This is a genomic window from Vibrio sp. OPT18 (assembly GCF_015163615.1).
GTDB lineage: Bacteria > Pseudomonadota > Gammaproteobacteria > Enterobacterales > Vibrionaceae > Vibrio > Vibrio coralliirubri.
The window spans coordinates 85,528-100,928 of record NZ_JADDYK010000060.1; the positions used below are offsets into that span (position 1 = coordinate 85,528).

A 15,401-nucleotide genomic window follows, 5' to 3' on the forward strand; every position below is an offset into this window, starting at 1 on the left:
ATGACAAAGTTTATAACGTTAAGCGCGGTTATCGCATTGGCTATCGGCGCAACGTCAAGTCGGGCAGAAGAAAGTGCACGAGTCGATTTTCCTGATGCCGAAACACAGCAGAAGCTCAATAAGAAGTGGGAACACGCTTTACCTTTTCATGCCCAAAAGGCCATTGATCTCGGTTATGCCCTGCCTCTACCGTTTTCTCTTTCATTCATCGGTAACGCTTCTGCGCAAAATATCGAAATGTATGATTTGGGCGTGCAAGTCGGCGACGTAAATTTAGGAGACAGATACGATCTTTCGCAGGTGTCATTTGGCGAACCTGAAATCGAGAGCAAAAGCATGCAGCTGCGCGCTGCGGCTTGGGTGTTTCCCTTCCTACAAATGGGCGTACATGTCGGGCGTTTCTCGGGTGGTACTCAATTAACAGCCGAAATACCGACCTCACTCTTTAAAGCTTGCGAAAAACACTCAAATTTACCCATTTGCTCTAAAGAATCCATCAACACTCCAGAGTTTTACCCGGATGTGGAAGGCACTAACTGGGGGTTCTCGATGAATATTGTCGGTCAGGTTGGAGATTTCACTTATGTACTTCCGGCCAGTATGACGCACTCTCGTACCGACGATGAGCGCACTAACACTAAAACCATGTTGTTCAGCCCTCGAGTTGGCCAACTTATTCAAACTGAAAACTGGGGTAACATTTTCCCTTATGTGGGTGCCGCTTACATGCACAGCGAAGGGCTAACGCAAGAAAACAACGCGTTAGGTGTAGATGGGCTGTCGTATCAATTATCTCAACAAAGCGCAGAAGACTACTCTGCGATAATCGGAGCAAATTGGAATATCACAAAAACTTACGGAGCAAACCTTGAATTCATTGGCGGCCCAGGCAGAAAAATCGTCAATGTCATCATGACTTACTCCTACTAGTTCCCTGCGACATAACGAAAAAAAACCTGCGATAAACGCAGGTTTTTTTGTTCTCTATAAGAGAGCTATCTGTAAACAAGAGTTGCCTATAGGAACGAGCCATCTACAGACAAATCTAAACCTTAAGACTAAGGCGTGTAGTACGTTGCCGCACCTGGACCTACTGGTAGGCCAAATACGAATACCCAAACGTAGAACATTAAGCTCCAACCAACCAAGAATACGATTGAGTATGGAAGCATAGTTGCAATCAGAGTACCGATACCTAGGTTCTTCATGTAACGCGTCGCTACAGCAAGGATAAGACCAAAGTAGCTCATCATTGGCGTAATGATGTTGGTTGTTGAGTCACCGATACGGTAAGCCGCTTGAATCGTTTCAGGCGCGTAACCAACTAGCATTAGCATTGGAACGAAGATTGGCGCTGTTACTGCCCACTGAGCAGAAGCTGAACCGATCATCAGGTTAATGAAGCCACACATTAGGATGAATGCGAAGAACAACATTGGACCCGTTAGGCCGATATCTTGTAGGAAAGTAGCACCTGCAACTGCGAATACTTGACCGAAGTTAGTCCACTTGAAGAAAGCAACAAACTGAGCAGCAAAGAACACAAGTACGATGTACATGCCCATTGAAGACATAGACTTAGACATTGCGTCGATTACATCACGGTCTGTTTTCATTGTGCCGGTAACTTTACCGTAAACAAAACCAGGAACTGCGAAGAATACGAAGATGAACGCTACGATACTTTTCAGGAATGGAGAACCTGAAACCGTACCTGCTGCTGAACGTAGAACACCATCAGCTGGAACAATCGTCCAAGCAAGAAGCGCTGAAACCGCTAGCACTGCGATACCCGCAAGCTTAAGGCCTTTCTTTTCAACGTCTGTTAGCTTGCCCATTGAATCATTTGATAAATCTTCAGACGCTTCTTCGTCATTGTATTTACCCAGTTTTGGTTCAACAATCTTCTCAGTTACAAATGCACCTGTAATCGCGATGAAGAAAGTAGAAACAAACATGAAGTACCAGTTTGATTCAGGACCAACGCTGTAAGTCGGGTCGATCATTTGTGCTGCTGTTTCTGTTATACCAGAAAGCAGTGGGTCAACCGTACCGATTAGAAGGTTTGCAGAGTAACCACCAGATACACCAGCAAATGCTGCCGCTAGACCTGCTAATGGGTGACGACCCAAAGAGTGGAAAAGCATTGCTGCAAGCGGGATAAGTACTACATAACCAAGCTCTGAAGCCGTGTTAGAGATAATACCGGCAAAAACTACGGTTACCGTAACCATGCGCTTAGATGCGCCCATTACCATGCCACGCATCGCCGCAGATAATAGACCTGAATGCTCAGCAATCGCTACACCTAGCATTGCAACAAGCACGGTACCTAATGGCGCAAAGCCAACAAAGTTTGTCACTAGATTAGTAACAATGAGCTGTAAGCCTTCAGCATTAAGTAAGCTTACAACGTAGATCATGCCGTCAGCAGCACGACCTGGAGCACCTTCTGGACGAGGGTCCATAACAGACACATCAAAATATCCTGCGATACCTGAAGTAACTAGAATAGCGACACAGAAGATTGCGAAAAGAGTGATCGGGTGGGGTAATAGGTTCCCCAAATATTCAACACCATCGAGAAAACGGGTAAAAATAGGTTTCTTTGGCGAGTTGTTTTTTATTGAAGCTGATGAACTCATCAGTTCCCTCCTTGTAGTGATTCCTATGCAATTGTGACAAAAATGTTCAAATTGCCAGCGAAGGGTACGCGACAAAATTATCAATTAGAAATTCAAAATGTTACAAAATGTGTAACAATCGACGATTTTTAACTCCATTTGAACAATTAATTAGCAAATAAATCTACATTAAATACAAAATCTAGATTTATAATTCACAAATACACATTCACTACAAATATAACTGATAATATAACTTATTGATTCACTTGAAAATAAAACACGCCATACTCTAAGTTAATACGCAATATTCTGTCAGGTTCTTCTCGAGGGAAAAGAAAAACAGACAAATGAATGAAGTTTGACTTTCCCCTCGTTTTTACACTCGCGTCACATCAATTTGACTGACTATTTCTGAACCGCTTTGAATCTCGGATTGGTTTTGCAGATAACATAATGACGACCTCTGCGCTTTACTATCTGGCAATCAGGATGGCGGCTTTTCGCACTTTTAAGTGATTTCACAACTTTCATTCTATTTCGCTCCCTTACCTAATTGACCAAAACGACGTGTGAAGTTCGCAACACGTCCTTCTTTATGTAGCACTCGTTGTTTACCCGTATAGAAAGGGTGCGACTTTGACGACACCTCAATCGTGAAGTAAGGATAAGTATTGCCGTCTTCCCATTCGATAGTACGGTCTGTTTTTAGCGTTGAGCCGATTAAGAAGTACTCATCGACACTGGTGTCATGAAAAACCACGGGACGGTAATCTGGATGGATATTCGGTTTCATTGTATTTCCCTTAAATAACTAACTTGATATGTTATAACATTGCAAATGATAATTATTATCAAAAGAAAGACAAGCGATTTTATGATATTTTTCTGTCTTAATCGTAATCAGAGAACACCCAACTATGTACACCATTGAACCTGTTGGCTTTATTGAGTCTCCTTATAAAGAGAAGTTCGCTGTGCCAAGGCAGCCTAGGTTGGTACCCACATCCACCTCAAGAGTCAGGTTGGTTGATGCAGCAAACTGCCTTGAGTCTATCCGTGATATAGAGCAATTCAGCCATGTTTGGTTACTATTTCTGTTCGACCAGAACCTTGAAGCAGGCTGGAAACCAACAGTGAGGCCACCTCGACTTGGCGGGAATGAACGTATTGGTGTATTCGCGTCTCGTGCCACATTTAGACCGAATGGAATTGGCATGTCTGCGGTTGAACTAAAAGGTGTGTCTCAAGAGAAAGGACAGACTTGGTTGGATCTCGGCAGCGTCGACTTAGTAGACGGTACACCGATCATCGACATCAAGCCTTATATCCCCTACTCAGATTCGATTCCGGATGCATTGGGAGGGTTCGCCGCCGACGAACCAGAGGTGCTCGACGTTAACTTTTCGCAGCAAGCGCAAAGTAAGCTCGCAAGCCATCCACAAGCGCGCCATATCATTCAGGTGATCAAAGAAGTATTAGGCCAAGACCCTCGCCCTGCCTATAAGAAAGGTAAGCCTGACAACAAAGAATATGCGGTAAATTTGTTCGATCTTAACGTGAAATTCGTGGTTGAAACGCTTTTCATCAATGTAACTGACATTGAACGCTTTTGAGATCCCAAATAGGCTGATATTATATGCGGCTATATCAGATTTGCTGTGGTCACGAACGACAGCAAGTTTTCTTTTATCAATGATGAAACGGATACCATAGAATGCGTACCAGTAACTACCTTCTTTCTACTCTGAAAGAGACTCCAAACGACGCAGAAGTTATCAGCCACCAGCTGATGCTACGTGCAGGTATGATCCGTAAGCTAGCTTCAGGTTTATATACTTGGCTACCTACTGGTCTACGTGTACTGCGTAAAGTCGAAAATATCGTTCGCCAAGAGATCGATAATGCAGGTGCCGTTGAAATCTTGATGCCCGTAGTTCAACCGTTTGAGCTTTGGGAAGAGACTGGCCGTTCTGAAAAGATGGGGCCTGAGCTACTTCGTTTCACAGACCGTCACTCTCGCCCGTTTGTTCTTAGCCCAACAGCTGAAGAAGTGGTAACGAGCCTAGTACGTAACGAGATCAGCTCTTACAAACAGCTACCTCTAAACCTGTACCAAATCCAAACTAAATTCCGTGATGAGCGCCGCCCTCGTTTTGGCGTAATGCGTGCACGTGAATTCTCTATGATGGATGCGTACAGCTTTGATATCGATAAAGAAGGCTTAGAAAAGTCTTACCAAGCGATGCACGATGCTTACTGTAAAGCATTCGACCGCATGGGCCTTGAGTACCGTCCAGTATTGGCAGACTCTGGCGCAATCGGCGGCAGCGGCTCTCAAGAATTCCACGTTCTTGCTGAAAGCGGCGAAGACCTAATCGCATTCTCTTCAGAATCTGATTATGCAGCGAACATCGAGAAAGCAGAAGCACTAGCTCCAACGACTGAAGCGGCAGCGCCAACTCAAGAGATGGAACTGGTTGATACGCCAAACGCAAAAACAATCGCAGAATTGGTAGAGCAACACGGTCTAGCAATCGAGAAGACTGTTAAGACTCTATTCGTTAAAGCTTCTGATGAAGTAGACGCTGATATCATCGCGCTAATCATCCGTGGCGACCACGAACTGAACGAAGTGAAAGCAGAGAACCTTCCACAGGTAGCTTCTCCACTAGAGATGGCTTCTGAAGAAGAAATCCGTGCACTTGTTGGTGCTGGTCCTGGTTCACTTGGCCCTGTTGGTCTAGAGCTACCATTCATCGTTGACCGTTCTGTTGCTGTAATGAGTGACTTCGGCGCTGGCGCAAACGTAGACGGTAAGCACTACTTCGGCATCAACTGGGGTCGTGACGTTGAGCTTGCTCAAGTTGAAGACCTACGCAACGTTGTTGAAGGCGACCTTAGCCCATGTGGTCAAGGTACTATTCAGCTTAAGCGTGGTATCGAAGTTGGTCACATCTTCCAACTAGGTAATACTTACTCTAAAGCAATGAACTGTAACGTGCTTGGTCCTGATGGTAAGAGCGTAATCCTAGAAATGGGTTGTTACGGTATCGGTGTTTCACGTGTTGTTGCATCTGCTATCGAGCAAAACCACGATAAATTTGGTATCACTTGGCCAGACGCACTAGCACCATTCCAAGTTGCTATCGTACCAATGAACATGCACAAATCTGAGCGTGTTAAAGAAGCAGCTGAGAAGCTATACGCTGAATTAACGGCTATGGGTATCGAAGTTTTATTCGATGACCGTAAAGAGCGCCCAGGTGTTATGTTTAAAGATATCGAGCTAGTGGGTATCCCTCACACTATCGTTATCGGCGATCGCAGCATGGACGAAGGCAACTTCGAATACAAAAACCGTCGTACTGGTGATAAAGAAGCTATCGCAATGGACACGGTTATCGAGCACCTTAAGGCTCAACTAGCTTAGTAATCCGATTACTGACTAGATAAACATTGAAAGGCTACCATCAGGTGGCCTTTTTTGTGCCTGTCGTTTCCCTTCAAACTCCCTTCTATTTATCAGTAGAGTAAATAACGTAAGTTAATCCCCTGTTCATCTTCAAATCCGTATATTGGTCTCATCAACTTTTTGGACATGCTCACCATTGGAGGTATCGATGGATATCAAAAGCTTACTGAACCAAGCACTTAAATCAGATCTCGTTAAACAAGGCACTCAGAAACTTTCACAAGGGTCTTCAAGTTTAAGTAGCCTTTCTCAAGGCAGCAATGGCAAGAGTAGCAGTAAAAATACGCTCGGAGCCTTCGGTGCTGGCGCAGTTGGCGGCGGACTGTTAGGTGCGTTAATGGGCTCTAAGAAAACCAAGAAAATGGGTAAGAAAGCCGCTGGCATTGGTGGCGCAGCAGCACTTGGTGCTCTTGCTTACAAGGTCTATAACGACTACCAGTCTAAACAAGGCCAAACACCGAATGCCGAACAAGCTCAATTTGATGAGAACGACTCAAACCATAGCGTGCTGATTCTCAGATCGATGATTGCAGCGTCCAAAGCGGATGGTCATGTTGATGAAGAAGAGATGGCTAAGATCGAACAAGCCGTTGAAAATATGGGTGCCGATTATCAACTGACGAAATTGGTCTCTGAAGAGCTGCACAAACCGCTCGATCCAAGCGAAATCGCTCAGCTCGCGACCTCACCTCAACAAGCGAGTGAGATCTATTTAGCGTCTTTGATTGTAGCGGATGAACAAAACTTCATGGAGAAGGCCTACCTCAAAGAGTTAGCCAAGCAACTCAACCTTGCTGATGAAGTTACTTATCAACTTGAACAGCAAATCTCTGGTTAAGCCGTCAATATCCGGCTAATCGGCAAGCTAGCAAAGTGATACATTGAACATCAACAGAATGAGATATTGAGCAAGAACAAACTAACTCTGAACTTAATCAGATCCACTTTGTTTTTGCTTATCTCTATGTGTATATTGAGATCTGTTATCATTTGGTTAGGTATAAAAATGAAAGTATACGATTGTTGTGATTTGGTGCGTGAACTGTATTCTCAAATTGGCAGTGGCGACCAAGGCTATATCCCTAAAGCGATCACCTGCGCGGTAAAAACATTGAATGACCTTGCTGCAGATGAATCTCTTCCTAAAGAAGCGCGTGAGCGTGCAGCATTTGCCGCTGCAAACCTGCTGATCTCAGATTTCGAGGACTAATATGAACCTCGCTAATTTTGAAAAGATGGACCCTGTAATGTTGATGAGCATCGTCAACATGAAGCTACGTGACGACTTCGGTGGTGATTTGGATCGAGTGGTCAACTTCTACGAGATCGACAAAGCAGCATTGATCTCTAAACTTGCGTCTGCTGGTTTTGAGTTCCTTCCAGAAGCCAAACAGTTTCGATAGTCATTTAGAACACGCTTGATTTTGAAAGGCCAACCTCAGTGTTGGTCTTTTTTATTGGTGATACGTATTGGATAAACATGTAGTTAGCCAGTTATAAATTATCTGTCTACATCTATACTTTTATATCTTAGAGTCAACGAACGCTCCTTGAACCAACGCGTATTGTTGTATAGGCTACCTAAAATAGCCTATGAAACTCATCACTCAATCTGATGATATCGAAGGATTAACAATGAAAAGACTCGGACTTTTGGCAGTTTTCGCTGCAACACTGACTGCAGGTTGCGCTTCAAATACACAGCAAGACAATTTTCGTGAAGCCTCTTTTGAGCTGTGTAACACCGAAGTCGATATTTACTCAGTAAGCCATGATGAAAGAGTGCGTATTGTCTGCTCTGATGGCTCTAAATTCGCTTTAAACAATGAAGACACGCTAGAAGTTATGCGTGATATCAACATCGACTACTGTGACGGCGAAGGCTTAGGCAAATTCAACGAGAGCCGCCATTATTACTCATTCAAGTGTAAGTCTGGCACCCTGCTTAGCATCAGAAAGTAGAACCAACATAAGAAAACCACAAGGGGTTGATGTGCAAACATCAGCCCTTTTTAGTACCCGCAATAACCAATCTTCAAAAACAAAAAAGGCCCCAAAAGGAACCTTTAAACTCTTTTTTCAAAGTAGATGAGCAAAGTTCAAGGGGCTCACACGGAGTTTGCGCTAATACAGAAATTCGTTCACTCTCTGAGAGTTACCAGACCAATAAAAAAGGCTCCCAACAGGAGCCTTCAAATTCATCGTTTTTCAAAGTAGTCGTTTGAAATTCTAGGAGAGCACGCGGAGCTTACGGATGTAAGTGAGCATGCTCGACAACGAAGTTCAAATTACTACGAAGAAAAATTAAGCGTAAACCGGTAGACGCTTACAGATCTCTAGTACTTTTGCTTTCGTTGCTTCGATAACAGACTCATCGCCCATGTTATCTAGGATGTCACAGATCCAACCTGCTAGCTCTTTCGCGTCTGCTTCTGAGAAACCGCGACGAGTGATAGAAGGAGAACCGATACGGATACCTGAAGTAACGAACGGGCTACGTGGGTCGTTTGGTACTGAGTTCTTGTTCACAGTGATGTTCGCTGCACCTAGTGCTGCATCTGCTTCTTTACCTGTGATGTCTTTGTCGATTAGGTCAACTAGGAACAGGTGGTTCTCTGTAGAACCTGAAACTATGTTGTAACCGCGTGCTAGGAATTCAGCAACCATTGCTTTTGCGTTAGCAACTACGCGAGCTTGGTATTCTTTGAACTCTGGCTCTAGAGCTTCTTTGAACGCTACTGCTTTACCAGCGATAACGTGCATTAGAGGACCACCTTGGCCGCCTGGGAATACTGCTGAGTTTAGTTTCTTGTAAAGATCTTCGCCTTCGTTAGAAAGGATAAGACCGCCACGAGGACCAGCAAGCGTTTTGTGCGTTGTCGTTGTTACAACGTGAGCATGTGGAACTGGGTTCGGGTAAACGCCTGCAGCGATTAGACCAGCAACGTGAGCCATATCTACGAAGAAGTAAGCACCTACTTTGTCAGCGATTTCACGCATGCGCTTCCAATCACAAACTTGAGAGTAAGCTGAGAAACCACCGATGATCATCTTAGGTTTGTGCTCGATAGCTAGCGCTTCCATCTCTTCGTAATCGATTTGACCTGCTTCATCGATACCGTAAGGAATGATGTTGTACAGCTTACCAGAGAAGTTTACTGGAGAACCGTGAGTTAGGTGACCACCGTGCGCAAGGCTCATACCTAGAACAGTATCGCCAGCGTTCAGCAGTGCCATGTATACAGCGTTGTTTGCTTGAGAACCTGAGTGAGGTTGTACGTTTGCGTATTGAGCGCCAAACAGTTCACATGCACGTTCGATTGCTAGAGTTTCAACTTTATCTACGTACTCACAACCACCGTAGTAACGCTTACCTGGGTAGCCTTCAGCGTATTTGTTTGTAAGTTGAGAACCTTGAGCTTCCATTACACGTGGGCTTGTGTAGTTTTCTGAAGCGATAAGTTCGATGTGCTCTTCCTGACGAAGAGTTTCTTCTTGGATAGCTGCGAATAGATCCGCATCGTAATCAGCAATGTTCATGTCACGCTTAAGCATCTGTATCTCCTGACTCAGATTGTACTGAAAGTTTCAAAAAAACCACACAACGACCGAAAGCAAACGTTTCCGTCACCGTTTTGATGTGACGCATTCTACATAATTTGATTTAGGTCATAAAGAGCTAATTTCAATTTTATCATGCAGTTTTTTCATAATCACATATAAGATTCATCATGGTTATTTGGCTGATCCAACCAAAGATGACGCTTACTGTCAATTTTACGCTTTACACCCTGTAAAACGCAGATTACATAGGTTTACCTTAATTTTGCCCCTCAAGCTACCGAAAGCTAAGGTTTTTCTCTACTATGCACGCCTTTATTGGTTAGGTAATTATAAAAACGATGGAAAAACACTCACGCAAAGAAGATTGGGTAGCGATTCTCACTGGCACGTTTTTAGTGGCGTTAGGCGTCTTCTTTTTACAGTCAGCGAATCTGCTTACCGGTGGTACTACTGGCTTGGCTCTGCTTTTGAGTCAATTCTTGCCTGTAACCTTTGGTATTTTGTACTTTGTTGCCAATTGTCCATTCTATTTATTAGCATGGAAACGATTCGGCCGTAGCTTTGCTATTAGCAGTGCGATTTCTGGTGCTTTAGTATCTGTGTTTGCCGATCATTTATACTTAGTTATCTCGCTAGAAGTTCATAACGAGATCTATTGTGCTGTTGCCGGCGGCTTATTAATGGGCTTAGGTATGCTAATCCTATTCCGTCATCGCTCAAGTCTTGGTGGCTTCAACGTACTGTGCTTGTTTATCCAAGACCGCTACGGTATCTCGGTAGGTAAAACACAAATGGGTATTGATGCGTGTATTCTGTTTGCATCGTTCTTCTTCGTGTCACCTTGGGTAATTGCCGTATCTGTATTAGGCACCGCAGTATTAAACATCGTATTGGCAATGAACCACAAACCAACTCGCTACTCGGTGAATTACGCGTCTTAATACCAATCACCCTGTGAATTACTAGCTGTTTTTAATAACAAAAACAGCTAGAATTTAGGTTTTATAAACCGTCGCCTTTTCTATGCAAGATTACCTCTCTAGCGCCAAAGACCAACAAGCCTCTATTTATATTGAAGGCTTGGAATTCAACCCCAACACACGAGTCTTAAGCTGCGACGAGCAGATCATCGATTTAGAACCTCGTTCTATTGAATTACTCGAACTGTTTCTGACTAGCGTGGGTGAACCGCTCGCTGCTGAGCACATCATTGAATCTGTATGGCAAAGTAACTTCATTTCTAAAAATGTTCTGACAAACCGAATCAGTACCTTACGTTCAGTACTTCAAAAACACCTACCAGATAGCGACGCGACCAAAATACTGGTGACTTATCCACGCAAGGGCTACTTCCTTAATCCAAGCTCGGTTAGCTTTGCCGCGAGTTCCCCAGATACCGAAGCAGATGATACCGCCATAGAATCTCCAACCAGTCAAAAAGGATTTACCTCCAATCCGGTTAATCCTTGGCTTGTTGTGGTGTCTTTGGTTTTGCTGATCAGCACAGCGGTAATGGGTTATATGCTTTGGCAATCTTCGACTCGTGCTTCCGAAGTCGAACGCGACCAACGATTGATTCCTAAGGTCGAACTTCTTCTGAATCGATTGGATGCCATTGGCGATAATTCCAGAAAATACCGAAAAGTCGTAAAAGCATTAATACTTCAACAGCAGATTGAATACGCCTACACCGATCTTGCTAACCAAGATGCGCCAAGCTACTTCCTTGACCCTATAGATAGCTCTCCCTTCTTTCCGGGCGCCAAGAACATGCGTACCAGTGATTACCTGCTTAACATTCAGTTGAAGGATCAAGAAGTAGATAAGCGCCTTGTCGCTAAAATAAGCCTGATTTACCCAAACTCAGGGAAGCTGGCATTTGGTGGGGTTTACTCTATTGATGTTAATAACATCAGCAGCAGCGTTATGGAGATCAACCGAGAGTTGGCTAACTACTTTGCTCTGCCCGCACCATTGTCGCCAGAATGGTCAGTCGATAATACCGAAGTCAGCGAATTGCTGAGTGGAAAAACCATCACGTTTGATGGCATCAAGCTCAACACCATGACGTCTACTCTGATTGCACGACAACTTGCTCTATTTGAAACGGATCAGAAGAAGCTCATTGCGTTCACCAATCTTGTTCAAACTCGATTTAAGTTACTACCGGACGAACTCAAACTGTGGGTTGGTATCATTCATTTCAAACTGAGAGACCTGCAAACCGCAAAAGAACTTCTGACCAATACCTCAGGAAACTCTACGATCGAAAATGCGTTGGTTTATATGATGGTTTCTCACATTGCTTATAAGCAAGGCAACATGGAGAAGTTCCGCCTCAACTACATGGAGTCTCTGGTTGCGTTATTAAGAGTGGTTCCATCCGAAGACCTATTCGCTCGGCTATCTAAACCGGAATCCAAATCGACCTGCCTACAACCTTGGAAGAGCTTAAAGCTAAGCGTTAAAGAGCCTTTAATCATAAAGCAGTGGGAAAAGTTAATGCTTAACTACTGCACCGCTGTCGGGCAACAGTTCTCAAAGGATAAATAAAAACCCTTTAAAATGAATAACTTAAATATAAATTAAGATCTTATGTGACTTCGTTTTTTGCCCTATTTACTCCTCAAACAATAGCATTCCTAAAACATCGGGCCCATCAAGGGCTTCCAACTTTAGGAATGTTCAACATGAAAAAAACGATGACGCTACTAGCGACCTCTCTCTTTGCTCTCTATGGTTGTGGCGGCGGAGGCGGCTCTTCTTCTGGTTCTACAGATGGTAATAAAGGTCCAAGCAGTCAGGTTGATTACCCGATTGCGAGCTCTGCATTTTCCCCTAGACCAGAAACAACATTGGGCTACTCGTTTACCAAAGATGGTGAGACTGAAGGCGTGATGACAATGAACTTCACTCCTTTAAGCGGTGAACTCATTATTACAGGGTTACAAGAAGAGGCCGGCAATGAAGCGGTCGTTCAAGTTATCCATGACCTGATCAATTACGGCATCACCGAATTTTATGTATCTGAAGACATCATGACGAATGTTGAAGGTACACAAGAAGACGGCAGCATTTATTTTGCAGGCCCTGACCGCGGTCTACATGAAATCACCAATGCTTACTTTATTGGTAGCCAATACATCACAAGAATGATGTACAGCAGCCCACTGTTCCGCTTGAAAGGAACTGACGTAAAAGAGAGTGACCCAATCATTGATATCAGTGAAGAAACCATGTCATTGCAAGTGACGTTAGATGGGGAAGCAGTAGCTAACATGCTGAATGACTTTGAAGACAACTCGTGGGTAGCAAACCTTACAACTAATGACTCATGCCTAGTCACATGGCAACAACAGATTAAAGAAACAGGCGTACGTAAGAGTTTCAAGATCTCTGATAAATCAATCGAAGCTGCGAATCTAACAGAGAAAAACACTTACTACATTGGCTGTGAAGGTATGGATTCGGCAGAATTTGGCACATCATCAGAGCGCTGGTTCAACCCTAGCATCGGCTTAATTGAACAGATTGAATTGATGTCTGTAGAGCAATCTACGATCGAAGAATCAGCAGCGGTACTGACTTCTATTAGCTAAACCCAAGCATAACTGCTGACTAGCTACAAACAATAAAAAAGGCTTTGGGGAGCTCTCCAAAGCCTTTGTAGAAGCCCAATCCTTTAAGGGGAATCAGAATTAGGCTTATTGAAATGAAACAAGGTTACCCTTCAATCAAGAGAATACGAGTCTCGTAAGGGCGTAAGACTTGATGATGTAATGCAACTGAAGTGTTCGCTTGTTGATAGTTAGACAACAGACTCTTCGCCTTAGTCATATCAAAACGTTCCGGTAAAACGCATTCCGCCTCTTCGCCATAATAGTTGTTAATACACAACAAAGTTTGACCTTCGTTCTCACGTGCATACGCAAAAATGGATGAGTGATCAGGCAATAGATCTTGATAACTGCCATCCGTAATCACTGGCACTTGTTTACGTAACTCAATCAAACTCTTATAGAAATAGAAAACAGAGTCTTTGTCTTCCAGTGCTTGCTCAGCGTTAATCTCAGAGTAATTTTTCGCTACATCAAGCCATGGCTGAGCTTGTGAGAATCCCGCGTAAGGCTCATTGTTCCATTGCATTGGTGTACGAGAGTTGTCACGAGACTTCTGCGCCAAAATCGCCATCATATCTTGATGATCCACACCATCACGGTTCACCATGATGTCGTACATATTGGTACTCTCAACATCACGATACTGGCTAATTTCAGTATAGCCAGGGTTGGTCATGCCAATCTCTTCACCTTGATAGATGTAAGGTGTGCCTTGCATCATATGCACAGAAGCGGCCAGCATCTTGGCTGATTCAACGCGATATTGCTGATCGTTGCCTAAGCGACTCACGACTCTTGGTTGGTCGTGGTTACACCAGAATAGTGCGCCCCAACCTTTGCCGTTCAATCCTGTTTGCCAGTGATTGAAGATCGATTTGAGCTGCAAGAAGTCAAACGGAGCATTAGTCCACTTCTCACCATTGGTGTAATCAACCTTAAGGTGGTGAAAGTTAAACACCATTGATAGCTCGCTGTTATCAACGTTTGAGTATTGCTGACAATGTTCCAACGTGGTTGAAGACATCTCGCCTACGGTCACGCTACCGTACTTCTGAAATACGGCTTCGCTGATCTCTTTCAGATATTCGTGTACGCGTGGACCATCGGTATAGAAACGACGACCATCACCGATATCATCATTAGGGAAATCTTGCTGCTTCGAAATCAGGTTGATCACATCCAAGCGGAAACCATCAACGCCCTTCTCTGCCCAAAAGCTGATAACGTCTTTCACTTCTTCACGTACAACCGGGTTCTCCCAGTTGAGGTCAGCCTGTTCTTTGGCGAACAGGTGTAGGAAGTATTGCCCAGTCGCCTCATCTAATTCCCACGCATTACCACCGAACTTAGACTGCCAGTTAGTTGGAGCTTGACCATCTACGGGATCTTTCCAGATATAGTAATCGCGGTGCGGGCTGCTTTTGTCGCCCAAAGCAGATTGAAACCATGCATGCCCTGTCGAGGTGTGGTTTACCACGATATCCATCACGATACGGATACCACGTTGGTGAGCTTCAGACAGCAATAAGTCGAAGTCTTCCATAGTGCCGAATTGAGGATTAATCGCGTAGTAGTCTGAGATATCGTAACCATTATCGATCATTGGTGATGCGTAAACCGGGGTTAACCAAATCGCATCCACACTCAAATGTTTGAGGTAATCCAGTTTCGAAATGATCCCTTTGATATCGCCAGTACCCTTACTGCCACTGTCGCAGAAGCTCTTTGGGTAGATTTGATAGATGTTTGCGGTTTTCCACCAGCTTTCATCATGTTCAGTCATCGCCATCTCTAACACTCACTTACCAGAAAATATAAAATAAAAATCACCATGCAAATCATGGTCGAATAGCCGTTATAACTAAAAGAAAAAGCTATAATTAAGAGAAAAAGCGATAACTCACATTGGAGTCATCGCTTATTAAATGCATTACGCGTTCGCGGTTTCTAACTCACCCTTGGATTGGGCTCGCTTGTAGAAAAACAGGGTTAGCGTGATAGGCAGTACTATCGCCACCAGCATCGCGACTAGGTAAATCGACCAATATTGAGGTTGAATCGATAGGATGCCCGGCAAGCCGCCGACACCGATACCATTCGCCATCACACCCGCGCTGC

Annotated in this window: 15 protein-coding genes and 1 pseudogene; 10 read left to right on the top strand and 6 right to left on the bottom strand. The window is 44.0% G+C overall.

The genetic code is table 11. The features are described from left to right. A complete protein-coding gene (locus IQQ51_RS15440; protein WP_193841536.1) occupies window positions 1-930 on the top strand; it encodes a hypothetical protein in 930 nt (309 codons plus the stop codon). Between the two features lie 128 nt (window positions 931-1,058). On the opposite strand, the gene IQQ51_RS15445 is transcribed toward IQQ51_RS15440, so the two are convergent. The 3 genes from IQQ51_RS15445 to IQQ51_RS15455 form a co-directional block, all read right to left on the bottom strand. Further along, window positions 1,059-2,645 carry an AbgT family transporter gene (locus IQQ51_RS15445; protein ID WP_193841537.1) on the bottom strand — a complete coding sequence of 529 codons (1,587 nt, stop codon included), beginning with the start codon at window positions 2,643-2,645 and terminating at the stop codon, window positions 1,059-1,061. 387 nt (window positions 2,646-3,032) lie between these two features. Beyond that, window positions 3,033-3,158 carry a type B 50S ribosomal protein L36 gene (gene ykgO, locus IQQ51_RS15450; protein ID WP_004734365.1) on the bottom strand — a complete coding sequence of 42 codons (126 nt, stop codon included), beginning with the start codon at window positions 3,156-3,158 and terminating at the stop codon, window positions 3,033-3,035. A 1-nt stretch (window position 3,159) separates the two neighbouring features. Further along, window positions 3,160-3,420 (bottom strand): type B 50S ribosomal protein L31, encoded by a 261-nt coding sequence (locus IQQ51_RS15455; protein ID WP_009847432.1) that lies wholly within the window; start codon window positions 3,418-3,420, stop codon window positions 3,160-3,162. Between the two features lie 124 nt (window positions 3,421-3,544). Here IQQ51_RS15455 and tsaA point away from each other — a divergent pair, with 124 nt between their 5' ends. The 6 genes from tsaA (at window position 3,545) to IQQ51_RS15485 (ending at window position 8,061) form a co-directional block, all read left to right on the top strand. Then, the gene (tsaA, locus tag IQQ51_RS15460; RefSeq protein ID WP_048612227.1) at window positions 3,545-4,240 is read left to right on the top strand and encodes a tRNA (N6-threonylcarbamoyladenosine(37)-N6)-methyltransferase TrmO; all 696 of its coding nucleotides are present in this window, start codon (window positions 3,545-3,547) and stop codon (window positions 4,238-4,240) included. Between the two features lie 101 nt (window positions 4,241-4,341). Next, on the top strand, window positions 4,342-6,057 hold the full coding sequence (locus tag IQQ51_RS15465; RefSeq protein WP_019821597.1) for a proline--tRNA ligase: 1,716 nt from the start codon (window positions 4,342-4,344) through the stop codon (window positions 6,055-6,057). Window positions 6,058-6,247: 190 nt separating this feature from the next. Next, window positions 6,248-6,937, top strand: a complete 690-nt coding sequence (locus tag IQQ51_RS15470) for a tellurite resistance TerB family protein (RefSeq protein WP_193841538.1) — start codon at window positions 6,248-6,250, stop codon at window positions 6,935-6,937. Window positions 6,938-7,105: 168 nt separating this feature from the next. After that, window positions 7,106-7,309, top strand: coding sequence for a YaeP family protein (locus tag IQQ51_RS15475; RefSeq protein WP_008222923.1), 204 nt, complete (start codon window positions 7,106-7,108; stop codon window positions 7,307-7,309). Between the two features lies 1 nt (window position 7,310). Next, window positions 7,311-7,502, top strand: a complete 192-nt coding sequence (locus IQQ51_RS15480) for a DUF4250 domain-containing protein (protein ID WP_193841539.1) — start codon at window positions 7,311-7,313, stop codon at window positions 7,500-7,502. Window positions 7,503-7,734: 232 nt separating this feature from the next. Continuing rightward, entirely contained in the window at window positions 7,735-8,061 is a 327-nt protein-coding gene (locus IQQ51_RS15485) for a hypothetical protein (RefSeq protein WP_019819867.1), read from the top strand. 342 nt (window positions 8,062-8,403) lie between these two features. Here IQQ51_RS15485 and glyA read toward each other — a convergent pair whose 3' ends face one another. Further along, window positions 8,404-9,654 carry a serine hydroxymethyltransferase gene (glyA, locus tag IQQ51_RS15490; RefSeq protein ID WP_048612231.1) on the bottom strand — a complete coding sequence of 417 codons (1,251 nt, stop codon included), beginning with the start codon at window positions 9,652-9,654 and terminating at the stop codon, window positions 8,404-8,406. A gap of 347 nt (window positions 9,655-10,001) precedes the next feature. Between glyA and IQQ51_RS15495 the strand changes: the two genes are divergently transcribed. The 3 genes from IQQ51_RS15495 (at window position 10,002) to IQQ51_RS15505 (ending at window position 13,262) form a co-directional block, all read left to right on the top strand. Further along, on the top strand, window positions 10,002-10,604 hold the full coding sequence (locus IQQ51_RS15495; protein WP_017060757.1) for a YitT family protein: 603 nt from the start codon (window positions 10,002-10,004) through the stop codon (window positions 10,602-10,604). 82 nt (window positions 10,605-10,686) lie between these two features. After that, a complete protein-coding gene (locus IQQ51_RS15500; RefSeq protein WP_193841540.1) occupies window positions 10,687-12,216 on the top strand; it encodes a winged helix-turn-helix domain-containing protein in 1,530 nt (509 codons plus the stop codon). A gap of 137 nt (window positions 12,217-12,353) precedes the next feature. Then, window positions 12,354-13,262 carry a hypothetical protein gene (locus tag IQQ51_RS15505; RefSeq protein WP_193841541.1) on the top strand — a complete coding sequence of 303 codons (909 nt, stop codon included), beginning with the start codon at window positions 12,354-12,356 and terminating at the stop codon, window positions 13,260-13,262. Window positions 13,263-13,386: 124 nt separating this feature from the next. Here the strand turns inward: IQQ51_RS15505 and treC are convergent, their stop codons facing one another. Both treC and IQQ51_RS27195 read right to left on the bottom strand, forming a co-directional pair. Continuing rightward, entirely contained in the window at window positions 13,387-15,072 is a 1,686-nt protein-coding gene (treC, locus tag IQQ51_RS15510; protein WP_193841542.1) for an alpha,alpha-phosphotrehalase, read from the bottom strand. Window positions 15,073-15,213: 141 nt separating this feature from the next. Then, window positions 15,214-15,401, bottom strand: a pseudogene (locus IQQ51_RS27195) (PTS trehalose transporter subunit IIBC); the annotation flags it as partial.

Bases quoted from the DNA above. Each gene is read 5' to 3' on its own strand.
- IQQ51_RS15445 (WP_193841537.1), bottom strand. From the start codon at position 2,645: ATGAGTTCATCAGCTTCAATAAAAAACAACTCGCCAAAGAAACCTATT.
- IQQ51_RS15470 (WP_193841538.1), top strand. From the start codon at position 6,248: ATGGATATCAAAAGCTTACTGAACCAAGCACTTAAATCAGATCTCGTT.
- IQQ51_RS15440 (WP_193841536.1), top strand. From the start codon at position 1: ATGACAAAGTTTATAACGTTAAGCGCGGTTATCGCATTGGCTATCGGC.
- IQQ51_RS15455 (WP_009847432.1), bottom strand. From the start codon at position 3,420: ATGAAACCGAATATCCATCCAGATTACCGTCCCGTGGTTTTTCATGAC.
- treC (WP_193841542.1), bottom strand. From the start codon at position 15,072: ATGGCGATGACTGAACATGATGAAAGCTGGTGGAAAACCGCAAACATC.
- IQQ51_RS15485 (WP_019819867.1), top strand. From the start codon at position 7,735: ATGAAAAGACTCGGACTTTTGGCAGTTTTCGCTGCAACACTGACTGCA.
- IQQ51_RS15500 (WP_193841540.1), top strand. From the start codon at position 10,687: ATGCAAGATTACCTCTCTAGCGCCAAAGACCAACAAGCCTCTATTTAT.
- IQQ51_RS15465 (WP_019821597.1), top strand. From the start codon at position 4,342: ATGCGTACCAGTAACTACCTTCTTTCTACTCTGAAAGAGACTCCAAAC.
- IQQ51_RS15475 (WP_008222923.1), top strand. From the start codon at position 7,106: ATGAAAGTATACGATTGTTGTGATTTGGTGCGTGAACTGTATTCTCAA.
- IQQ51_RS15495 (WP_017060757.1), top strand. From the start codon at position 10,002: ATGGAAAAACACTCACGCAAAGAAGATTGGGTAGCGATTCTCACTGGC.
- ykgO (WP_004734365.1), bottom strand. From the start codon at position 3,158: ATGAAAGTTGTGAAATCACTTAAAAGTGCGAAAAGCCGCCATCCTGAT.
- IQQ51_RS15505 (WP_193841541.1), top strand. From the start codon at position 12,354: ATGAAAAAAACGATGACGCTACTAGCGACCTCTCTCTTTGCTCTCTAT.
- glyA (WP_048612231.1), bottom strand. From the start codon at position 9,654: ATGCTTAAGCGTGACATGAACATTGCTGATTACGATGCGGATCTATTC.
- tsaA (WP_048612227.1), top strand. From the start codon at position 3,545: ATGTACACCATTGAACCTGTTGGCTTTATTGAGTCTCCTTATAAAGAG.
- IQQ51_RS15480 (WP_193841539.1), top strand. From the start codon at position 7,311: ATGAACCTCGCTAATTTTGAAAAGATGGACCCTGTAATGTTGATGAGC.